Origin of the sequence: Streptosporangium sp. 'caverna' (assembly GCF_003203775.1) — a bacterium.
Taxonomy (GTDB): domain Bacteria; phylum Actinomycetota; class Actinomycetes; order Streptosporangiales; family Streptosporangiaceae; genus Streptosporangium; species Streptosporangium subroseum.
In genome coordinates this window covers 4,588,101-4,603,150 of record NZ_CP029711.1, presented here as the reverse complement: position 1 = coordinate 4,603,150, position 15,050 = coordinate 4,588,101, and the positions used below count along the sequence as shown (strand labels likewise).

Sequence of the window (15,050 nt, the reverse complement as noted above, 5' to 3'; positions counted from 1 at the left end):
GGTCGGCACATGGACGGCCGGGGACACGCGCGATAACCGCTCCCGTACCGGATCGCCGGCATCGGACAACTAGCGCATGTCCACACTCAACATATTGATAATAATGGTTGCTGTCAATGACAGGCGCGGTCCGCCCCCGGGGTGATCTTGCAGCTCGTCACCGGTTCAGCCGGGCCGGGGGCGTACCGACCTCAGAGTTGTTCAGGGGTGGTCGTCCGCGGGGGCTTCCTGGTGACCCTGGACCGGTGTGGGGTGAGCGCGCAGGTGGGCGCGCTCACCCTGGTGGCCGAAAAGGGTCAGAACTTCGACGGGGTGTTCGTCGGCGTTGCCGAACCAGTGTGGTGTGCGGGTGTCGAATTCGGCGGCCTCCCCCGGCCCCATGGTCAGGTCGCTGTCGCCCAGGACCAGGCGCAGGCGCCCGTTGAGGACGTAGAGCCATTCGTAGCCCTCGTGGCTGGATTGTTCGGGATGGGGCGGCCGCGTCCGGGGGGAGATGATCAATTTGTAGGCCTGCAGGTTTCCGGCGCGCCTCGTCAGCGGCAGGAGCGTCATGCCGTTGCGGGTGACCGCCTTGAGGTGCAGCCGCGGGTCTCCTGTGTGGGGTGCGCCGATCAGCTCATCGATGGCCACACGCAGATCCCGTGCGAGCGGCAGCAGCAGTTCGAGGGTGGGGCGGCGCTGTCCTGATTCCAGGCGCGAGAGCGTGCTGATGGAGATGCCGGTCGTCTCGGAGAGCCGGGTCAGCGTGATGTTGCGGTGGGTGCGCAGGGCCCTCAATCGGGGACCGACGGCCGCCATCGTCGCTGCTGTGCCCTCGTCCATGCCTCCAGTTTGCCACCACAGCAAGGATGTTTGCCGCATCGCCGTGCTGCCCTGAGCACACATCAACATCAACCTGCGCGCCCCTACCTTCTCGTCCAAGCCCTGGCACCCGCCATGGTCCAGCGCGGGCACGGCGCGATCATCAACATCAGCAGCGGCGCCACCACCACACCGGGCCCGGGCACCGGCATCTACGGCGCCACCAAGGCCGCCCTGGAATCCCTCACCCGTGTCTGGGCCGCGGAATTCGGCCCGGCAGGCGTCCGCGTCAACGCCCTCGCGGCCGGCCCCACCCGCACCGAAGGCACCGCCGCCTTCGGCGACGCCTTCGAAGCCGCCGGAAAGGCCGTCGCACTGCAACGCCTCGCGGACGCCGAGGAAATCGCCGGAGCCGTCACCTTCCTCGCCTCCCAGGCCGCCGGCTACATCAACGGCACCACCCTCAGCGCCATGGGCGGAATGCCCGCCCTCGGCTGATACCGCACCACACCCTTCCTCTCACAAACGGTCCCCTGTGAGAGGAAGGTCGAGAAGACGGCACCGGCGGCCCGGGCCCGCAACGACCAGGGCGTCCCGGCTGCCGCCCCCAGGCCGTCAGCTTCGATACGGAGTCCGAGCCTGCGGTGTGCGCTCGACGCGGCCTTCGTGCCAGATCGGTTCGGCGCTCTCGTCTGCTCGATGGCCTGACCGCCTATCTCGCCACCGCTTGACCCGGGGCGGGGCCGCGGCCCCGCCCCGGGTCAAGCGGGAACCCGTCGGCGGCCCTACGGCGAGCGGTTCGGCCGCCCGGCCGGGGTGACCTGCCGTATCGCGGTCGGCAAGGACAACGTAGCCGTCACCGTTCACCCGCGGGCGGTGCGTGGGTCCTCTGAGGGCGCCATCGTTTGCCGGCACTCCGAGTCCCTAGGCCGGTCGGCGTTGCACGGCGTCGGCGATGACCGCCGTCACGAACTTGTTGACGGCCGCCGTGGTCGGCGGGCCGGGGTCGGGGTCCGCGAACAGGAGGTGTCCGCCACCGACCAGGGAGAGGGTGAGTGAGTCGATGTCGGCGTCGGCCGCGATGCGGCCCAGTTCGCGCTCGTCGGTCAGATAGGCGCAGACCGCGGTCGTGGCCTGGGCGAGGATCGCGATGCCTCCCCCGGGTCTGGCCTTCCGCAGCCGTGCGCGCAGCTCGTCCCGGAAGATGATCAGCGGGATGATCGCCATTGGTATCGGTCCGAACAGGGTGGTCAGCCCGCTGGTGAGGTTGTCGGCCACCGTGTCGGTGCCGACGGATTCGCGCAGCACACTCGCCTGTGTCTCGAGCTGCGCGGCCCGGTCGAGCACCAGGTCGGCGAGGAAGGCGTCGAAGTCGGTGAAGTGCCGGTGCAGGACGCCTTTGGCGCAGCCCGCCTCGTCGGTGACGGCCCGGCTGGTCAGCGCGTTCGGCCCGTCCCGCAGAAGCACGCGTTCGGCAGCGTCGAACAGCTGTTGCCGCGCGTCGCGAAGATGCACCCCAGTCGGCACTCAAAGATCCTTTCGTGCGTCGACCCGTCGGCACGCATTGCCTAGTGGGCATGCGCCCACTAAAGTGGGCGCATGCCCATAATACCTCGGGAGCAACCAGAACCGTCCCCGACGGAGTCGCACAAGGCCCGGCGGATGGCCGAGTCGTTCGGCGTGGACGCGCAACGCTACGACCAAGCCCGGCCCGGCTACCCCGACGCGTTGGTGGCGCGGATCGTCGCCGGGAGCCCCGGGCCCGACGTGCTCGACGTCGGCTGCGGTACCGGCATCGCCGCCCGCCAGTTCCAGGCCGCCGGCTGCGCCGTGCTCGGCGTCGAGCCCGATGCGCGGATGGCCGACTTCGCGCGATCCCGTGGCCTGCGGGTCGAGGTGGCGGCCTTCGAATCCTGGCAGCCGGCCGGCCGGACGTTCGACGCGGTCATCGCCGCCCAGTCGTGGCACTGGGTGGATCCGGCCGCCGGCGCCGTGAAGGCGGCACATGTGCTGCGTCCACGGGGACGGCTGACGATCTTCGGGCACGTGTACGAGCCGCCTGTCGAGGTGGCCGAGCCGTTCGCCGCCGCCTACCGGCGGGCGGCGCCCGACTCCCCGCTCAACGGCCAACCGGCCCGACGGCCGCTCGACCTCTACCAGGTGGCATACGCGAAGTTCGCCGACAAGATCCGCGAGACCGAACAGTTCAACGATTTCGAACAGTGGCGATTCGACTGGGAGCGGTCCTACACGCGCGACCAGTGGCTGGACCTGCTACCCACCACCGGTGGCCTCACCCAGCTCCGTCCCGATCAGCTGGCCGAGATACTGGACGCGGTCGGGGGCGCCATCGACTCCCTGGGCGGGCGCTTCACGATGAACTACACCACCCTGGCCACGACCGCCGTACGCACCGGAGCCTCCTGACTCCATCCGCCGCATCGCCGCCGATCCAGGAATCCGCGGGGCCGTTCGACGCTCTGCCGGGCGTCGGCGGAGCGCAACCAGCGGTTCCGCCAGAGCGTCCGTGATCTCCGCCTGACGGGAGGAGCGTAGCGCGGCCCGCACGTCCTCGCCGGGGTCGACGGGAAGGCCCCGAGGGCGTCACGTCGGCCGGTGGCCGGTGATCAGCCCCGGCGCGGGTCGGCGGTACGCAGATAGTGCTCGGCGATCTCGTCGCTGGTGGTCAGCCAGACATCCGGCTGCGCCGCCAGATACGCCAGCGCCCGGTCAAGATACTTCGCACGGAACGCCTGGCCGATCGAGAACGGGTGCAGAGCCAGCGCCATCACCCGGCCGCTGTGCGCGGACTCGGCGCTCAACTGCTCGTACTGGTCGGTGACGATCTGGAGGAACTCCGGCCCGGTCGTGCCCTTGCCGAACAGCATCAGATCATTGAGCTCGACCGAATAGGGGACACTGATCATCCCGGGTACCCGCAATGGGTACGGCTGGTCGTCGTTGGTCCAGTCCAGCAGGTAGCGGAAGCCGAGATCGGCCAGCAGTTCCGGGGTGTGGAACGTCTCGGTCAGGCCGGGCCCCATCCAGCCGAGCGGCCGGCGGCCGGTGCCCTCGGCGATGGTGTCGGTGATCTCGGTGAGAACGCGGCGCTCGTCGTCGCGGTCCATACCGGTGTGCAGGATCGAGTTGGTCCGCCCATGCGCCAGCCACGCCCAGTCCCGTTCGACGCCGGCCCTGACGATCTGTGGGTAGTGGTGGACGACGTCGGAGTTGAGCAGCACACTGGCCCGGACGCCGTGCCGGTCCAGGATGTCGGTGATGCGCCAGATGCCGACCCGGGCGCCGTAGTCACGCCAGCCGTGGTTGAGCGCGTCGGGCACCAGATCGGCGGTACCGGGCCAGATGCTCGTGGACGGGCGGCCGAGGAGGAAATGCTCGACGTTGAGCCCGACGTACACGGCGACCCGGGCGCCGCCGGGCCAGGTGATCGTCGGCCGCTCGGTGATCGGGTTGTACTCGAAGAGATTCAGGTCCTGTGCCATACAAGAACGGTAGGACCTGACATCAGTGTCAGGTTCAAGCGAGGAAGACACGCGCATCGGTGAGCTGGTGACACGTTTTTTACCAGCGCCCCGACATCGGTCATGAGGCCACGGCCCGTTCGCGGATCTCCACCGCCGTCTCAAGCATCTGCCCCGTGCCGGTGAACCAGTCCTGCAGATTCAGGTCCACGATCAGCTCGTCCGCGCCCGCCTCCGCGGCCGTGTTGATGTCGTCCATGATCTGGTCGAGGGTGCCGGCGAACGCCGATCGGTCAGGTCCTGCCGGACGGTCGGTGAAGGTGACGTTTCCCACCACGACCATCTCCATCCGGCTCGTGTCCCGGCGCGGGGCCGTCCGGATGACTCCAGAACCCCGGAGTGCAAGCAGGAAGACACGCTCTGTGCCCGAAATGGATGAAAGAGAGCGTCCCTAGGCCTTGATTCATCCCCATCATCCTTGTCTGTCCGAATTTAAGTGGTTTGTGGCTAGATGAAGGCGGCAGCCAACGACCGGGTCGCGGCACTATAGATCACGAACAGACTGCGCCTCGCGGAACCCCCGAGAACAGGGAGCGCAAAGTCGAAAATTCGCACTAGCAACAGGACGTATGCCATGACTTTCACCGATTCATCCTTGCCGCCGGTCCTGCCGGAGGATGCCGCGGCCCTCGCGGCCGCGGTGGCTGGTTCGGTTCTGCTGCCTGGCGATGTGGGATACGACGACGAACGCGCCGTTTTCAACCTGAATCACGACCTGGTGCCCGCGGTGATCGTGGTGGCGGAGAGCGCGGCCGATGTCCAGGCCACCGTCGCTTTCGCGGCGGGGCAGCACCGGCCGGTCCTGGTGAAGACCACCGGCCACCAGATGGTCGGCCCGGCGCACGGCTCCGTCGTGATCGCGACCCGTCGGATGAATCACGTGGCCATCGACGCGATCGGCCGCACGGCCCGGGTCGGCGCCGGAGCGATATGGACCGAGGTCGTCGCGGAGGCGGCCAAGGCGGGGCTGGCTCCGCTGAACGGGTCGAATCCCACGGTGGGAGTCTCCGGTTACACCCTGGGCGGCGGTCTCAGCCCGACCCTCGGCCGCTCCCACGGCTACGCCGCCGACCATGTGCGCTCCCTCGACGTGGTGACCGCGGACGGCGAACTGCGGCATGTCCACGCGGAGTCCGAACCCGAACTGTTCTGGGCGCTGCGCGGCGGCAAGGGCAACTTCGGAGTGGTCACCGCGCTGGAATTCGCCCTGTTCCCGGTGCCCCGCCTCTACGGCGGCGGCATCTACTTCCCCGGTGAGCGGATGGCCGACGTGCTGCGCGCCTGGACCGCCTGGCACCCGGGCACACCGGAGACCATGATCTCCTCGTTCGCCGTGCTGCGACTGCCACCGCTGCCCGAACTGCCCGAACCGCTGCGCGGGGCGTTCGTGGTGTCTCTGCGGTTCGCTTACAACGGCACGGCGGCGGACGGCGAGCGGATGATCGCGCCGCTGCGGGCGGTGGCTCCGGCAGTCCTGGACACCGTGAGGGACATGCCGTACACCGAGGTCGCGTCGATCCACAACGAGCCGACCGAACCGCTGCCCTACTACGAACGGGGCATCATGCTGCGGGAGTTCCCCGCGCAGGCGCAGGACAAGCTGGTCGAACTCGTCGGCCCGGGCTCCGGCACCACCCTGTGGATCGCCGAACTGCGTGCCCTGGGCGGGGCGTGGGACCGGGAGCCCGCGGTGCCCAACGCCGTGGCGACCAGGGGCCTGCCGTACAGCCTGTTGGGCGTCGAGGTCGGTCCGCTGGAGCAGGATCAGCGGCTCAAGAAGTCGGTCGCCGTGCTGCTCGACGGCATGCAACCCTGGCAGGGCGACCGGCGCCTGGTGAACAACCTCGCCCCGGAAGAAGCGGCCGACGCCGCCGCGATCTACGGCCCGGAACGCTACGAGCGCCTGACGGCCGTCAAGAGGACCTACGACCCGGCCAACATGTTCCGGATCAACCACAACGTGGTGCCGGCCGCCTGATCGGCAAATGATGGTCGGAGCCTCGGCGAAGGGCCTTCCGGGGCGAACCTTGGAAGGGCCCCTGACCTGCATATCCGTACCGACCGGTGGCCCGGCCCGCACCCCCGCCGCGGCCGGCCTGCGCCCGGTCACCACCCCGAGGGCAGGATGCCCGAGGACCCGGCGGACACCTCCCAACCCGTGGTTGGGCTGCGGCCTTGAGGTGGGCGCGGATCGCGGACGAAGAGCGCGGCCGGGGAAGTCGTCATCACGCTTTATGTGGTCGGCCCGAGGATATTGAGCACGGCGGTGGTCGCGGGCGGGTCCGGCGGCTCGCCGTAGGTGACGGCGAAGATGTGCCGGGCGTTGCCTGCGATCTCGGTGGCGTGGATCCCCGGCGTGCGGTGTGCCTGGAGTGCGACGACATCCACCGGTGACGCGATCGCCATCACGCTGCACGTGTACGGCGCGGACCTCAGCAGCGGCACCAGGGTGCGCCGCGCCTACGAGCAGCGGCACGATCGCTGACGAAACCTGGGGCACGGGCCGTGAAGGATGTCGAGAACGCGGTGCCGGCTCCGTCCCAGGGACATCAGCGGCCACGAACCGGCCGCGCGGATCAAGAAAACGACTACGGGAGAAATGACCGTGCTCAAGAACGAGATCACCGAGGTTCTGAACCGGCCGCTCAGCCGGGAACTGCTGGCTCGCGACATGACCCGCTTGGCCTACGTCGCCAAGGACGGCACGCCCCGCAACATCCCGATCGTCTTTGCCTGGAACGGCTCGGAGATCGTCATGTGCACTCCGAAGAACGCTCCGAAGCTCCGGGCCTTGAGCGAGAACCCGATGGTCGCCCTGACGATCGACACCGAGGTGCACCCGCCGAAGATCTTGCTCATCCGCGGCCGGGCCGAGCTGGACTTCGTCGACGGCATCCCGGAGGAGTATCTCCAGACGACCAGCACCTACGAGATGACGCCCGAGCAGCGGGTCGGGTGGGAGGTGGAGGTGCGCTCCCTCTACCACGACGGCATGGTCCGGATCGTCGTGACCCCGACCTGGGCGAAGCTGATCGACTTCGAGACGACTCTGCCAAGCGCGGTCGAGGAGCTGATCCAGCAGCGGGAGGAGCGTCAGTCCGCCTGAGCACCGCCCGGTCGCCCGCGTGGGGTGGATCGCCCACGCCTCAACCCCCACCGCGGTGCGCGGAAAGGCCTGATCCTGCCGGCCGCACCGGGTGTCGATCGGATCCCTTGGGGCTGAGATCGCCGCGAGAGCCGGCGGTGTAGCGGATAGCGGTGGTTTCGCACTCGAGCGGGGGCACCCGGTGACCTGCCCCCGCTCGGTGAGATCGGTTCTCAGTGCTGAGCCTCCTTGCGGTGAACGCGGATGCTGGGACGACCCCTGTTAGAGTGGCGGGCATGTTCCTCCCCCGTGCCTAGGACCTCGCACTGACCGCATCCATCGGATGCGGCACTTCGACGTCCCCGCACGTTCGCAGCGCCCCAGATGCGCGCTGCTTTCCCAAGGAACACCCCCATGTCTTCGCCTTCGCGGCCTCCGTCGTACCTCGTTGTCCTTCGCACCCCCCAGACCTGCCGCGCCTTCGGCGCCGCGCTACTGGGCCGGTTGTCCTACGGGACGGTCTTCCTGTCCCTGGTGCTGGCGCTGACCGCCGCCACCGGCTCCTACGCCGTGGCCGGTGGGGTCATGGCCCTGTTCGGGCTCGCCAGTTCCCTGCTGTCGCCGCTGCGGGCCGGGCTGATCGACCGCTACGGGTCGCGCCGAGCCCTGCCTCCAATGGCCGTCCTCTACGCGCTACTGCTGACCTGCCTGGCCGCCGCCACCTGGCAGCCGGGAACCTCCGGGGCGCTGCTGGCAGCTCTGGCCGTTGCGGCCGGCGCCTGCACACCTCCGCTCGGCCCGGTGATGCGCGCCTTGTGGAGCGATCTGCTGCCCGATCGGCAACTGCTGCAGCGCGCTTACAGCCTGGACACCGTCGCCGAGGAGTCGCTCTTCGTCACCGGGCCCCTGCTGGCCGGTCTGCTGGCCGCATTCGCCACACCCGCCGCCGGTGTGGGCCTCAGTGCCGTGCTGGTGCTGACCGGAACCTTCGCGTTCGTGTTGTCCCCGGCGGTGCGTACCGCGCAGGCCCTCCATGCCGGCACGCCGCACGATGGGCCCCGCACCGACCCGGCTCCGTCCACGTCCCGATGGCGATGGATGCGCGGCGCGGCCGGGCTGGGCCGTCCGGTCGCGGTGTCGGCCGCGGTGGGCCTGTGCCTGGGAGCGCTGAGCCTGCTCATGGTGGTCTTCGCCGAGCGGTATCACCAGGCCGCCGCGGTGGCCTGGGTCGAGGCCGCGCTGTCGGTCGGCAGCGCGGTCGGCGGCCTGGCCTACGGCGCCTTCTCCTGGCGCGTCTCCGGACAGGTGCGGCTGCCGGTGCTGGCCGCCGCGCTGGGCCTCACACTCGCCGCGGCCGGACTGTCGCCCAACCTGTACGTCCTGGTCGCGGTGGTGGGTGTCGCGGGCCTGTTCGTCGCCCCCGTGCTGACCACCGCCTACCTGCTCGCCGATGAGTCCGCCGCGCCGCACAACCGGACCCGGGCCGGCGCGTGGGTCAACACCGCCTTCAACACCGGCTCCTCCAGCGGGACGGCGACCATCGGGCTGCTGGTGGGCAGCTTGCCTCTGGCTCTGTGCTTCGCCGTCGTAGCGGTCCCGCCTCTGCTGGCAGCGGCCACGGCGCTGGGACGGCCGCGGCCCGTGACGGTATCAACGTCCAGCCGAGACGCCGGTAAAACCGGCCATGATCCGATCTTGAAGCGGTAATGAGGTCCAGCCCGCATAAGCCCGAACCCATAGCCGCAGTAAACGGGGTGTCACCGGAACGAGCACGAGCTGACAGGCGAGAGCGGCGACTCGGGGTAGGCCCTTCCCTCTTGATGTGGGGAGATATGCGCGGCGTGGCGCTTTCAGCCATGGGCGGCAGCAGTGGGCTTAAAATGGCGTGGCATACATCGCATGATCGACAAGCGATGTATCGGTGCGCTCTCCCCTGATGCTTGAAAGCCGAGATCGAGGAGAGGGCCCATGTTCTGCAAACACGCCGTCATCGTGGGCTGCGCTCTGGCGATCATCACGTTCACGGGGGCGGCCGTCCCGGTTGCCGCCCAACCGCAGAGGGCGGCCACCCCGTCGGCCCTGTCGGCCCTGTCGGCCCTGTCGGCCCGCAAGCCTCCGCCGGGCATGCTGAAGGCACTGCAGCGCGACCTGCACCTCAGCGCCGAGCAGGCCCAGGTTCGCCTGCTCAACGAGATCCATCTGACCCCGATCGAGGCGCAGTTGCGGAGAAGGCTCGATACCCGCTTCGCCGGCTCCTGGCTCTCGGGACCCACCGCGCAGACCCTGGTGGTGGCCACCACCACCGCGGCCGACGCCACCCAGATCACCGATCTGGGCGCACGGGCCGAAATCGTCCGCCGGTCACTGATGGACCTTCAGGCGATCAAGAAGAAAATCGACGATGCCTTTGCTCGCCATCCGTATGCGGGCAGTGTCCGCTACATCGACACGACAACCAACAAGGTCGTCGTTCTCGCCGAGGAGTCCGCAACCGCCGTGGCCCTCATCAAGGCCATCGCCGTGGACCGGGCCGCGGTCAAAATCGTGTCCTCCACCGAGCGGCCCCAAACCATGCACGACCTGGTGGGCGGTCAGAGCTACTCCATCGGCGCCATAGGCCGCTGCTCGACCGGCTTTTCGGTGATCGGAAAAACCACCAAGGGATTCCTCAGCGCCGGTCACTGTGGCAAGGCGGGCAGCATCACCACCGGCGCCAACCGGGTCCCTCAGGGTGTCGTGCACGCCTCGACGTTCCCGGGCAGCGACTTCTCCTACATCACCACCAATTCCTTGTGGACGCCCACTCCCAATACCGACAACGGCGCCGGCAGCATGGTGAGCATCGCCGGCTCCCGGCAGGCCATCAAGGGCGCCTCGGTCTGCCGGTCCGGCGCCACCACCGGCTGGCGCTGCGGCACCATCCAGCAGTTCAACGCCAGCGTCACCTACCCCCAGGGCAGCGTGTCCGGCCTGACCCGTACCGACGTCTGCGCCGAATCCGGCGATTCCGGCGGCCCCTTCATCTCCATCGACCAAGCCCAAGGGATCACCTCTGGCGCCTCCGGAAACTGCGCTGTGGGAGGCTTCACCTACTTCCAGCCCGTCAACGAGATCCTCACCACCTACGATCTATCCCTGGTGACCACCGCCAGCACCCCTCCGCTGATAAGTACGGGCACCTGCACCGGCTACCCCGACACCGCCACCGGCACGTTGCGCAACGGCCGATCGGCCTACCACCCCACTCGCGCGAACACCGCCGGGGTGCACTTGAGCTGCCTGCAAGCCGAAGAAGGTACCGACTTCGACCTCTACCTCGAAAAGCGGACCGATTCCGACTGGGTCACCGTCGCCACCGCCGACAGCCCCAATCCCAGCGAGTCAATCCGCTACACCGGCGCACCTGGCCAATACCGCTACCGCATAGTCGCCGAAAGCGGCTCCGGCGCCTACCTGCTGGGATGCACGGCGCCCTAGTTCGCCGACGAGTTCGGTGTCACCCGTCCACCGTCTACCGGCACCTCGCCGAGGTTTGACGCCACATACGGGTCTGGCCGGGACGGAGGCAAACCGCCCAAGCGGGGAACCGGGCATCCTTGCCGCTGCCGGCCACCTCCGGCGGCGTGGCAGCTCTCAGCGCCTGAACTGCATGACCACCTCGCCGCCGCGTACAAGCATGATGCCGAAACAGCCAGCCACCGGCTGCGGGTAACCGCAGAGCCGGACGCCCGTTCACCGCGATCGAGCTCAGCCCACCCTGACGCACCGAAGAGATCTGTCCTTGCTCGTGCCCTTGTGAGCCGGCACTCGCGAGCCACCCGCGCGTCGTCGTGTCCAGTAGACCGGCGAAGCCACGTGTTCCTCCACTGCCTCGATGACGGCTGATGGAGCCCGGTGACGAGGAGATGAGCCGGCAGCTCCGCCGGAGGCATCCGAGTGCGCGGAAACGAAGGGGATCAGGTAACCCGTTGCCGTTGTTTCGTCAGCGGCGCCACTGCCATCACCCGGGAATCAGGGCGAGGGCTTAAGCCCCGGTCGGCCGGTTCCTCGCCTCGTGTTCGCGGGCGTGCCGGGCTTCCTGATCCAGGAGCATGATGCCCTCAGGGCGGCCACCCATGCGATCGAGACGGGCGCCCCTCAAGAAGCTGGATGGTACGTGCGTCCGGATCCGACCGGGTTCGCGCCTGGACTTCAGGATGTCCCGAATCCAGATCACGGCCGCCCCGCCGAACACCACAACAAGGACCCATGTGAATGCGTTCACGGTGCTTTTCCTCCTCGGCCGTTCTGTGCAGAAGGGCGCGAAAAACTCACCCGCTACCGCTGACAGTAAAAGAGTTGAGCGGTCGGCGCGCATGCCGGGCACCGCAGAGCCGGATGGGATCGAGGCCGGCGATCAAAGCTCTCGCTCCTGACCGGCCTGCGCCAGACCGACCTGAAGACGGAGCGGTGAAGCCATCGCCGGGTTTTGCGGGGTGACGCCTCAGCGGTGGCTGCTCACCAGGTCGTAGGCGGCCTGGTTGAAGGCGCGGACACGGGCGGTGGCTCCGTCGGCGCGCCAGAGGAGGCCCCATTCCAGGGGCGGGGCGTCGCTGAAGGGGATGTAGGAGACATCGGGGCGGACGTAGTAGCGCCTGACCTGGGAGCCGACGGGGAAGACGCCCTGTCCGGTGCCGATGAGCGTGAGCATCTCCTGGAAGGTCTCAGCCGACGGACCGGGCTCGATCGGCCGGCCGGCGGGTGTCCGCCGAGGGGTGCGGTCGTGGCGCAGGGATTCCGGCAGCGTGTCGGGTAGCTGCAGCATCGTGGTGCGGGCCAGGTCTTCGACGGAGACGGACGTCCGGCGCGCGAAGGGATGCCCGGACGGCACGGCGAGCATACGTGCCTCCCGCACCAGTACGGGCCCGGTGACGATGTCCGGTTCATCCATGGGGAAGTTGGCCAGGACGAGTTCCACCTTGCCGTCGCGGAGCCACGGCAGGATCTCCCCGATCTGCGCCTCCCGGATCTGGACGTCGCAGCCGGGCTGCCGGTCTCGGAACAGCTCGGTCGCGCCGACCAGCAGCTGGCCCGCCGCCGCGCCGATGAAGGCGACCCGCAGCGTGCCGGTGATGCCCCGGCCGGAGTCGATCGCCCGCTTGAGCGCGGTGCCGATCTGGGTCCACGCGGGCCGGATCTCCTCGTAGAGCTGCCGTCCCACCGGGGACAGCTCCACCCGGCGGCTGGTCCGGTTGAACAGGGGGACGCCGACGCGTCGCTCCAGTTTCCTGATCGTCTGGCTGATCCGGGCCGTGGACACGTGCAGGCGCTCGGCGGTGCGGCCGAAGTGCAGCTCTTCGGCGAGGGTCACAAACGCCTCCAGCTCGTGCCGTTCCAGCATGCCTGCCTCTTCATTGTTAAGCGAGGGTTCACGATCCTTGCACAGACCCGCATTGATCACGAACTCGGCATTGACGAAGGTGGAGGAGCTCGCAAACACCACTTGAGCTGTAACGGGAGCCCACCATGTATGTCACCCGTCCCCACGCGGTGTCCGTCCCGGCCGCGGACGCCGGAACGGTCGCCGGGGAACTGCGGGACCGCGCGGAGATCACCGACGCGCTGTACCGCTTCGGCCTCGGCCAGGACCTGAAGGACAAGGACCTGTTCGCCTCGTCCTTCGCCGAAGACGCCGAGCTGGACTTCCGCCCGGCGGCCGCCAAGTGGGGCTCGAAGCCGCCGCTGATGTCCGGCCGGGACACGATCGTCACCACCATCCTGGGCATGTTCGCCGGCCGGGTGGACACCACCCACCAGGTCACCAACCCGCGCATCGCCATCGAAGGCGACACTGCCCGCCTCACCGCGCTGGTCGAGGCCCAGCATCTGCTCACCGCCGACCGAGGCACGTATGCCCTGCTGAAGAACCTCTACGACGTCGACCTCGTCCGCGACGGCGACCGCTGGGTCATGGGCCGGATCCGCATCGACAGCGTCTGGTTCACCGGCGACCCCATCGCCATCTTCGGTGGCTGACATCTCAGCCCCTTTGTCGGGTGATTCCGCGGAGGTATTCCACGTGTTCGACGTTCAAGGATCCGCGATCGGGGCCCAGGCCGCCGACTTCATCCCCGCCCGCAGGGCGATCACCTTCCCCGAACCCTCTCAGGCCGCGGCCTGACATCCGGAAGAAGAGAGAATATGAACAACATCGACGATCTGCGGTCCGTCCTCCGCGGGCGCGTACTGGCGCCCGGAGACGACGGCTTCGACCAGGCCCGCCGACCGTGGAACCTGGCCGTCGAGCAGCCGGTGGGCGCGGTGGTCGACGCCGCCGACGCCGCCGACGTGGCGGCCCTGGTGCGGTACGCCCGCAACGCGGGACTGAGGGTGTCGGCCCAGCCCAGCGGCCACGGCGCAACGGGTGACGTGGCCGGAGTGATCCTCCTGCGCACCGCCGGGCTCAACGAACTGCGGGTGGACTCCTCCACCCGCGTTGCCCGCGTCGGCGCCGGAGTGCGCTGGGGGCAGGTGCAGGCCGTGGCGGGGGCGCACGGCCTGACGGGGCTGCCCGGCAGCTCGCCGGTGGTCAGCGTGGCCGGCTACACCCTCGGCGGCGGGCTCAGCTGGTTCGGACGCAAGTACGGGTGGGCCGCCGACAGCGTCCGCGCCTTCGAGGTCGTCGACGCCGACGGCGCGCGGGCCCGGGTGACCGCCGACTCCGACGCGGAGCTCTTCTGGGCGCTCCGCGGAGGCGGCGGCGACTTCGCACTGGTCACCGCGATCGAGTTCGACCTGCACCCGGCGCCCGCCCTGTACGGGGGGCGCATGCTCTGGCCGGCGGACCGCGCGGCAGAGGTGCTGGAGGCATACCGGGCGATCACCACCACGGCCCCCGACGAGCTGACCGTCTGGTTCGATCTGCTGAAGTTCCCCGGAGCCGAGCCACTGGTCGCCGTGGACACCACCTACCTGGGCGACGCTGCCGCGGGCCGGTCGCTGCTGCGTCCCCTGCAACACATCGACCAACTGATCTCCGATAGCCGCGACACCATGCCGATCGCCGAACTCGGCTCCATCACCGCCGAACCGACCGCTCCCGGCCCCGGGCTGTCCCACGGTGAACTGCTGACCGGCCTGGACGACATCGTGGCCAAGACCCTGCTCGCGGCACCCATCGAGCCCCTGCTCAGCGTACAGATCCGGCACCTGGCCGGAGCCCTGGCCCGGCCTTCCGACAGCCCGCACGGCCCGCTGACCGAACCCTACGCCCTCTACCTGTTCGGAGTTCCGGCCAATCCCCACATCACAACCGCCCTCCGAACCAGACAGCAGGAACTCGCCAGAGCCCTCGCCCCCAACATCAGCGGACGCAAGCCGTACACCTACCTGAGCCCCGGCGAAACCGTGGCGACCGCCTTCACCCCCGCGGCCCTGGCCCGCCTGCAAGATATCAAGCGCCGTCGCGATCCCCGGAACGTCCTGCGCAGCAACTTCCCCGTCCTTGCCTGATCCGGGGGGCGCAGAACAATGGGCCGGAAACGTACGCCAAGGAGCGACGACGCAGCTCAACGGCCGCCGGAAACGGCCAGGGCGGCGGGCACACCTGGGCCGGGGCCAACTCGTGGGCGGCGCCGGCGCTG

14 protein-coding genes are annotated in these 15,050 nt (G+C 69.0%); 8 read left to right on the top strand and 6 right to left on the bottom strand.

Features of this window, described 5'->3' with window-relative positions:
• Positions 1–201 precede the first annotated feature (201 nt).
• Positions 202–822, bottom strand: a complete 621-nt coding sequence (locus DKM19_RS20330) for a helix-turn-helix domain-containing protein (protein ID WP_204358893.1) — start codon at positions 820–822, stop codon at positions 202–204.
• Between DKM19_RS20330 and DKM19_RS20325 the strand changes: the two genes are divergently transcribed.
• Positions 757–1,299: an SDR family NAD(P)-dependent oxidoreductase gene (locus DKM19_RS20325; RefSeq protein WP_369989413.1), complete on the top strand. Its 543-nt coding sequence runs from the start codon at positions 757–759 to the stop codon at positions 1,297–1,299. The genes DKM19_RS20330 and DKM19_RS20325 overlap by 66 nt on opposite strands.
• A 426-nt stretch (positions 1,300–1,725) precedes the next feature.
• On the opposite strand, the gene DKM19_RS20320 is transcribed toward DKM19_RS20325, so the two are convergent.
• On the bottom strand, positions 1,726–2,328 hold the full coding sequence (locus DKM19_RS20320; RefSeq protein ID WP_110697402.1) for a TetR/AcrR family transcriptional regulator: 603 nt from the start codon (positions 2,326–2,328) through the stop codon (positions 1,726–1,728).
• A gap of 72 nt (positions 2,329–2,400) precedes the next feature.
• On the opposite strand from DKM19_RS20320, the gene DKM19_RS20315 reads away from it, so the two are divergent.
• A complete protein-coding gene (locus DKM19_RS20315; RefSeq protein ID WP_110697400.1) occupies positions 2,401–3,228 on the top strand; it encodes a class I SAM-dependent methyltransferase in 828 nt (275 codons plus the stop codon).
• A 200-nt stretch (positions 3,229–3,428) separates the two neighbouring features.
• Here the strand turns inward: DKM19_RS20315 and DKM19_RS20310 are convergent, their stop codons facing one another.
• Both DKM19_RS20310 and DKM19_RS20305 read right to left on the bottom strand, forming a co-directional pair.
• Positions 3,429–4,304 (bottom strand): polysaccharide deacetylase family protein, encoded by an 876-nt coding sequence (locus DKM19_RS20310; RefSeq protein WP_110697398.1) that lies wholly within the window; start codon positions 4,302–4,304, stop codon positions 3,429–3,431.
• Positions 4,305–4,404: 100 nt separating this feature from the next.
• Complete coding sequence (locus DKM19_RS20305; protein ID WP_204358892.1) at positions 4,405–4,620, bottom strand: hypothetical protein; 216 nt, start codon at positions 4,618–4,620, stop codon at positions 4,405–4,407.
• Between the two features lie 297 nt (positions 4,621–4,917).
• Here DKM19_RS20305 and DKM19_RS20300 point away from each other — a divergent pair, with 297 nt between their 5' ends.
• Positions 4,918–6,321, top strand: a complete 1,404-nt coding sequence (locus tag DKM19_RS20300; protein WP_110697396.1) for an FAD-binding oxidoreductase — start codon at positions 4,918–4,920, stop codon at positions 6,319–6,321.
• Between the two features lie 254 nt (positions 6,322–6,575).
• On the opposite strand, the gene DKM19_RS20295 is transcribed toward DKM19_RS20300, so the two are convergent.
• Positions 6,576–6,749, bottom strand: coding sequence for a hypothetical protein (locus DKM19_RS20295; protein ID WP_204358891.1), 174 nt, complete (start codon positions 6,747–6,749; stop codon positions 6,576–6,578).
• Between the two features lie 193 nt (positions 6,750–6,942).
• Here DKM19_RS20295 and DKM19_RS20290 point away from each other — a divergent pair, with 193 nt between their 5' ends.
• The 3 genes from DKM19_RS20290 (at position 6,943) to DKM19_RS20280 (ending at position 10,905) form a co-directional block, all read left to right on the top strand.
• The gene (locus DKM19_RS20290; protein WP_239514345.1) at positions 6,943–7,449 is read left to right on the top strand and encodes a pyridoxamine 5'-phosphate oxidase family protein; all 507 of its coding nucleotides are present in this window, start codon (positions 6,943–6,945) and stop codon (positions 7,447–7,449) included.
• Positions 7,450–7,842: 393 nt separating this feature from the next.
• Positions 7,843–9,135, top strand: a complete 1,293-nt coding sequence (locus DKM19_RS20285; protein WP_110697394.1) for an MFS transporter — start codon at positions 7,843–7,845, stop codon at positions 9,133–9,135.
• Positions 9,136–9,396: 261 nt separating this feature from the next.
• Positions 9,397–10,905, top strand: coding sequence for a S1 family peptidase (locus DKM19_RS20280; protein ID WP_110697392.1), 1,509 nt, complete (start codon positions 9,397–9,399; stop codon positions 10,903–10,905).
• Between the two features lie 1,006 nt (positions 10,906–11,911).
• On the opposite strand, the gene DKM19_RS20270 is transcribed toward DKM19_RS20280, so the two are convergent.
• Positions 11,912–12,808 carry a LysR family transcriptional regulator gene (locus tag DKM19_RS20270; RefSeq protein WP_110697388.1) on the bottom strand — a complete coding sequence of 299 codons (897 nt, stop codon included), beginning with the start codon at positions 12,806–12,808 and terminating at the stop codon, positions 11,912–11,914.
• Between the two features lie 125 nt (positions 12,809–12,933).
• Between DKM19_RS20270 and DKM19_RS20265 the strand changes: the two genes are divergently transcribed.
• Both DKM19_RS20265 and DKM19_RS20260 read left to right on the top strand, forming a co-directional pair.
• The gene (locus DKM19_RS20265; RefSeq protein WP_110697386.1) at positions 12,934–13,443 is read left to right on the top strand and encodes a nuclear transport factor 2 family protein; all 510 of its coding nucleotides are present in this window, start codon (positions 12,934–12,936) and stop codon (positions 13,441–13,443) included.
• Positions 13,444–13,608: 165 nt separating this feature from the next.
• Complete coding sequence (locus DKM19_RS20260; protein WP_110697384.1) at positions 13,609–14,919, top strand: FAD-binding oxidoreductase; 1,311 nt, start codon at positions 13,609–13,611, stop codon at positions 14,917–14,919.
• The last annotated feature ends 131 nt before the right edge of the window (positions 14,920–15,050 follow it).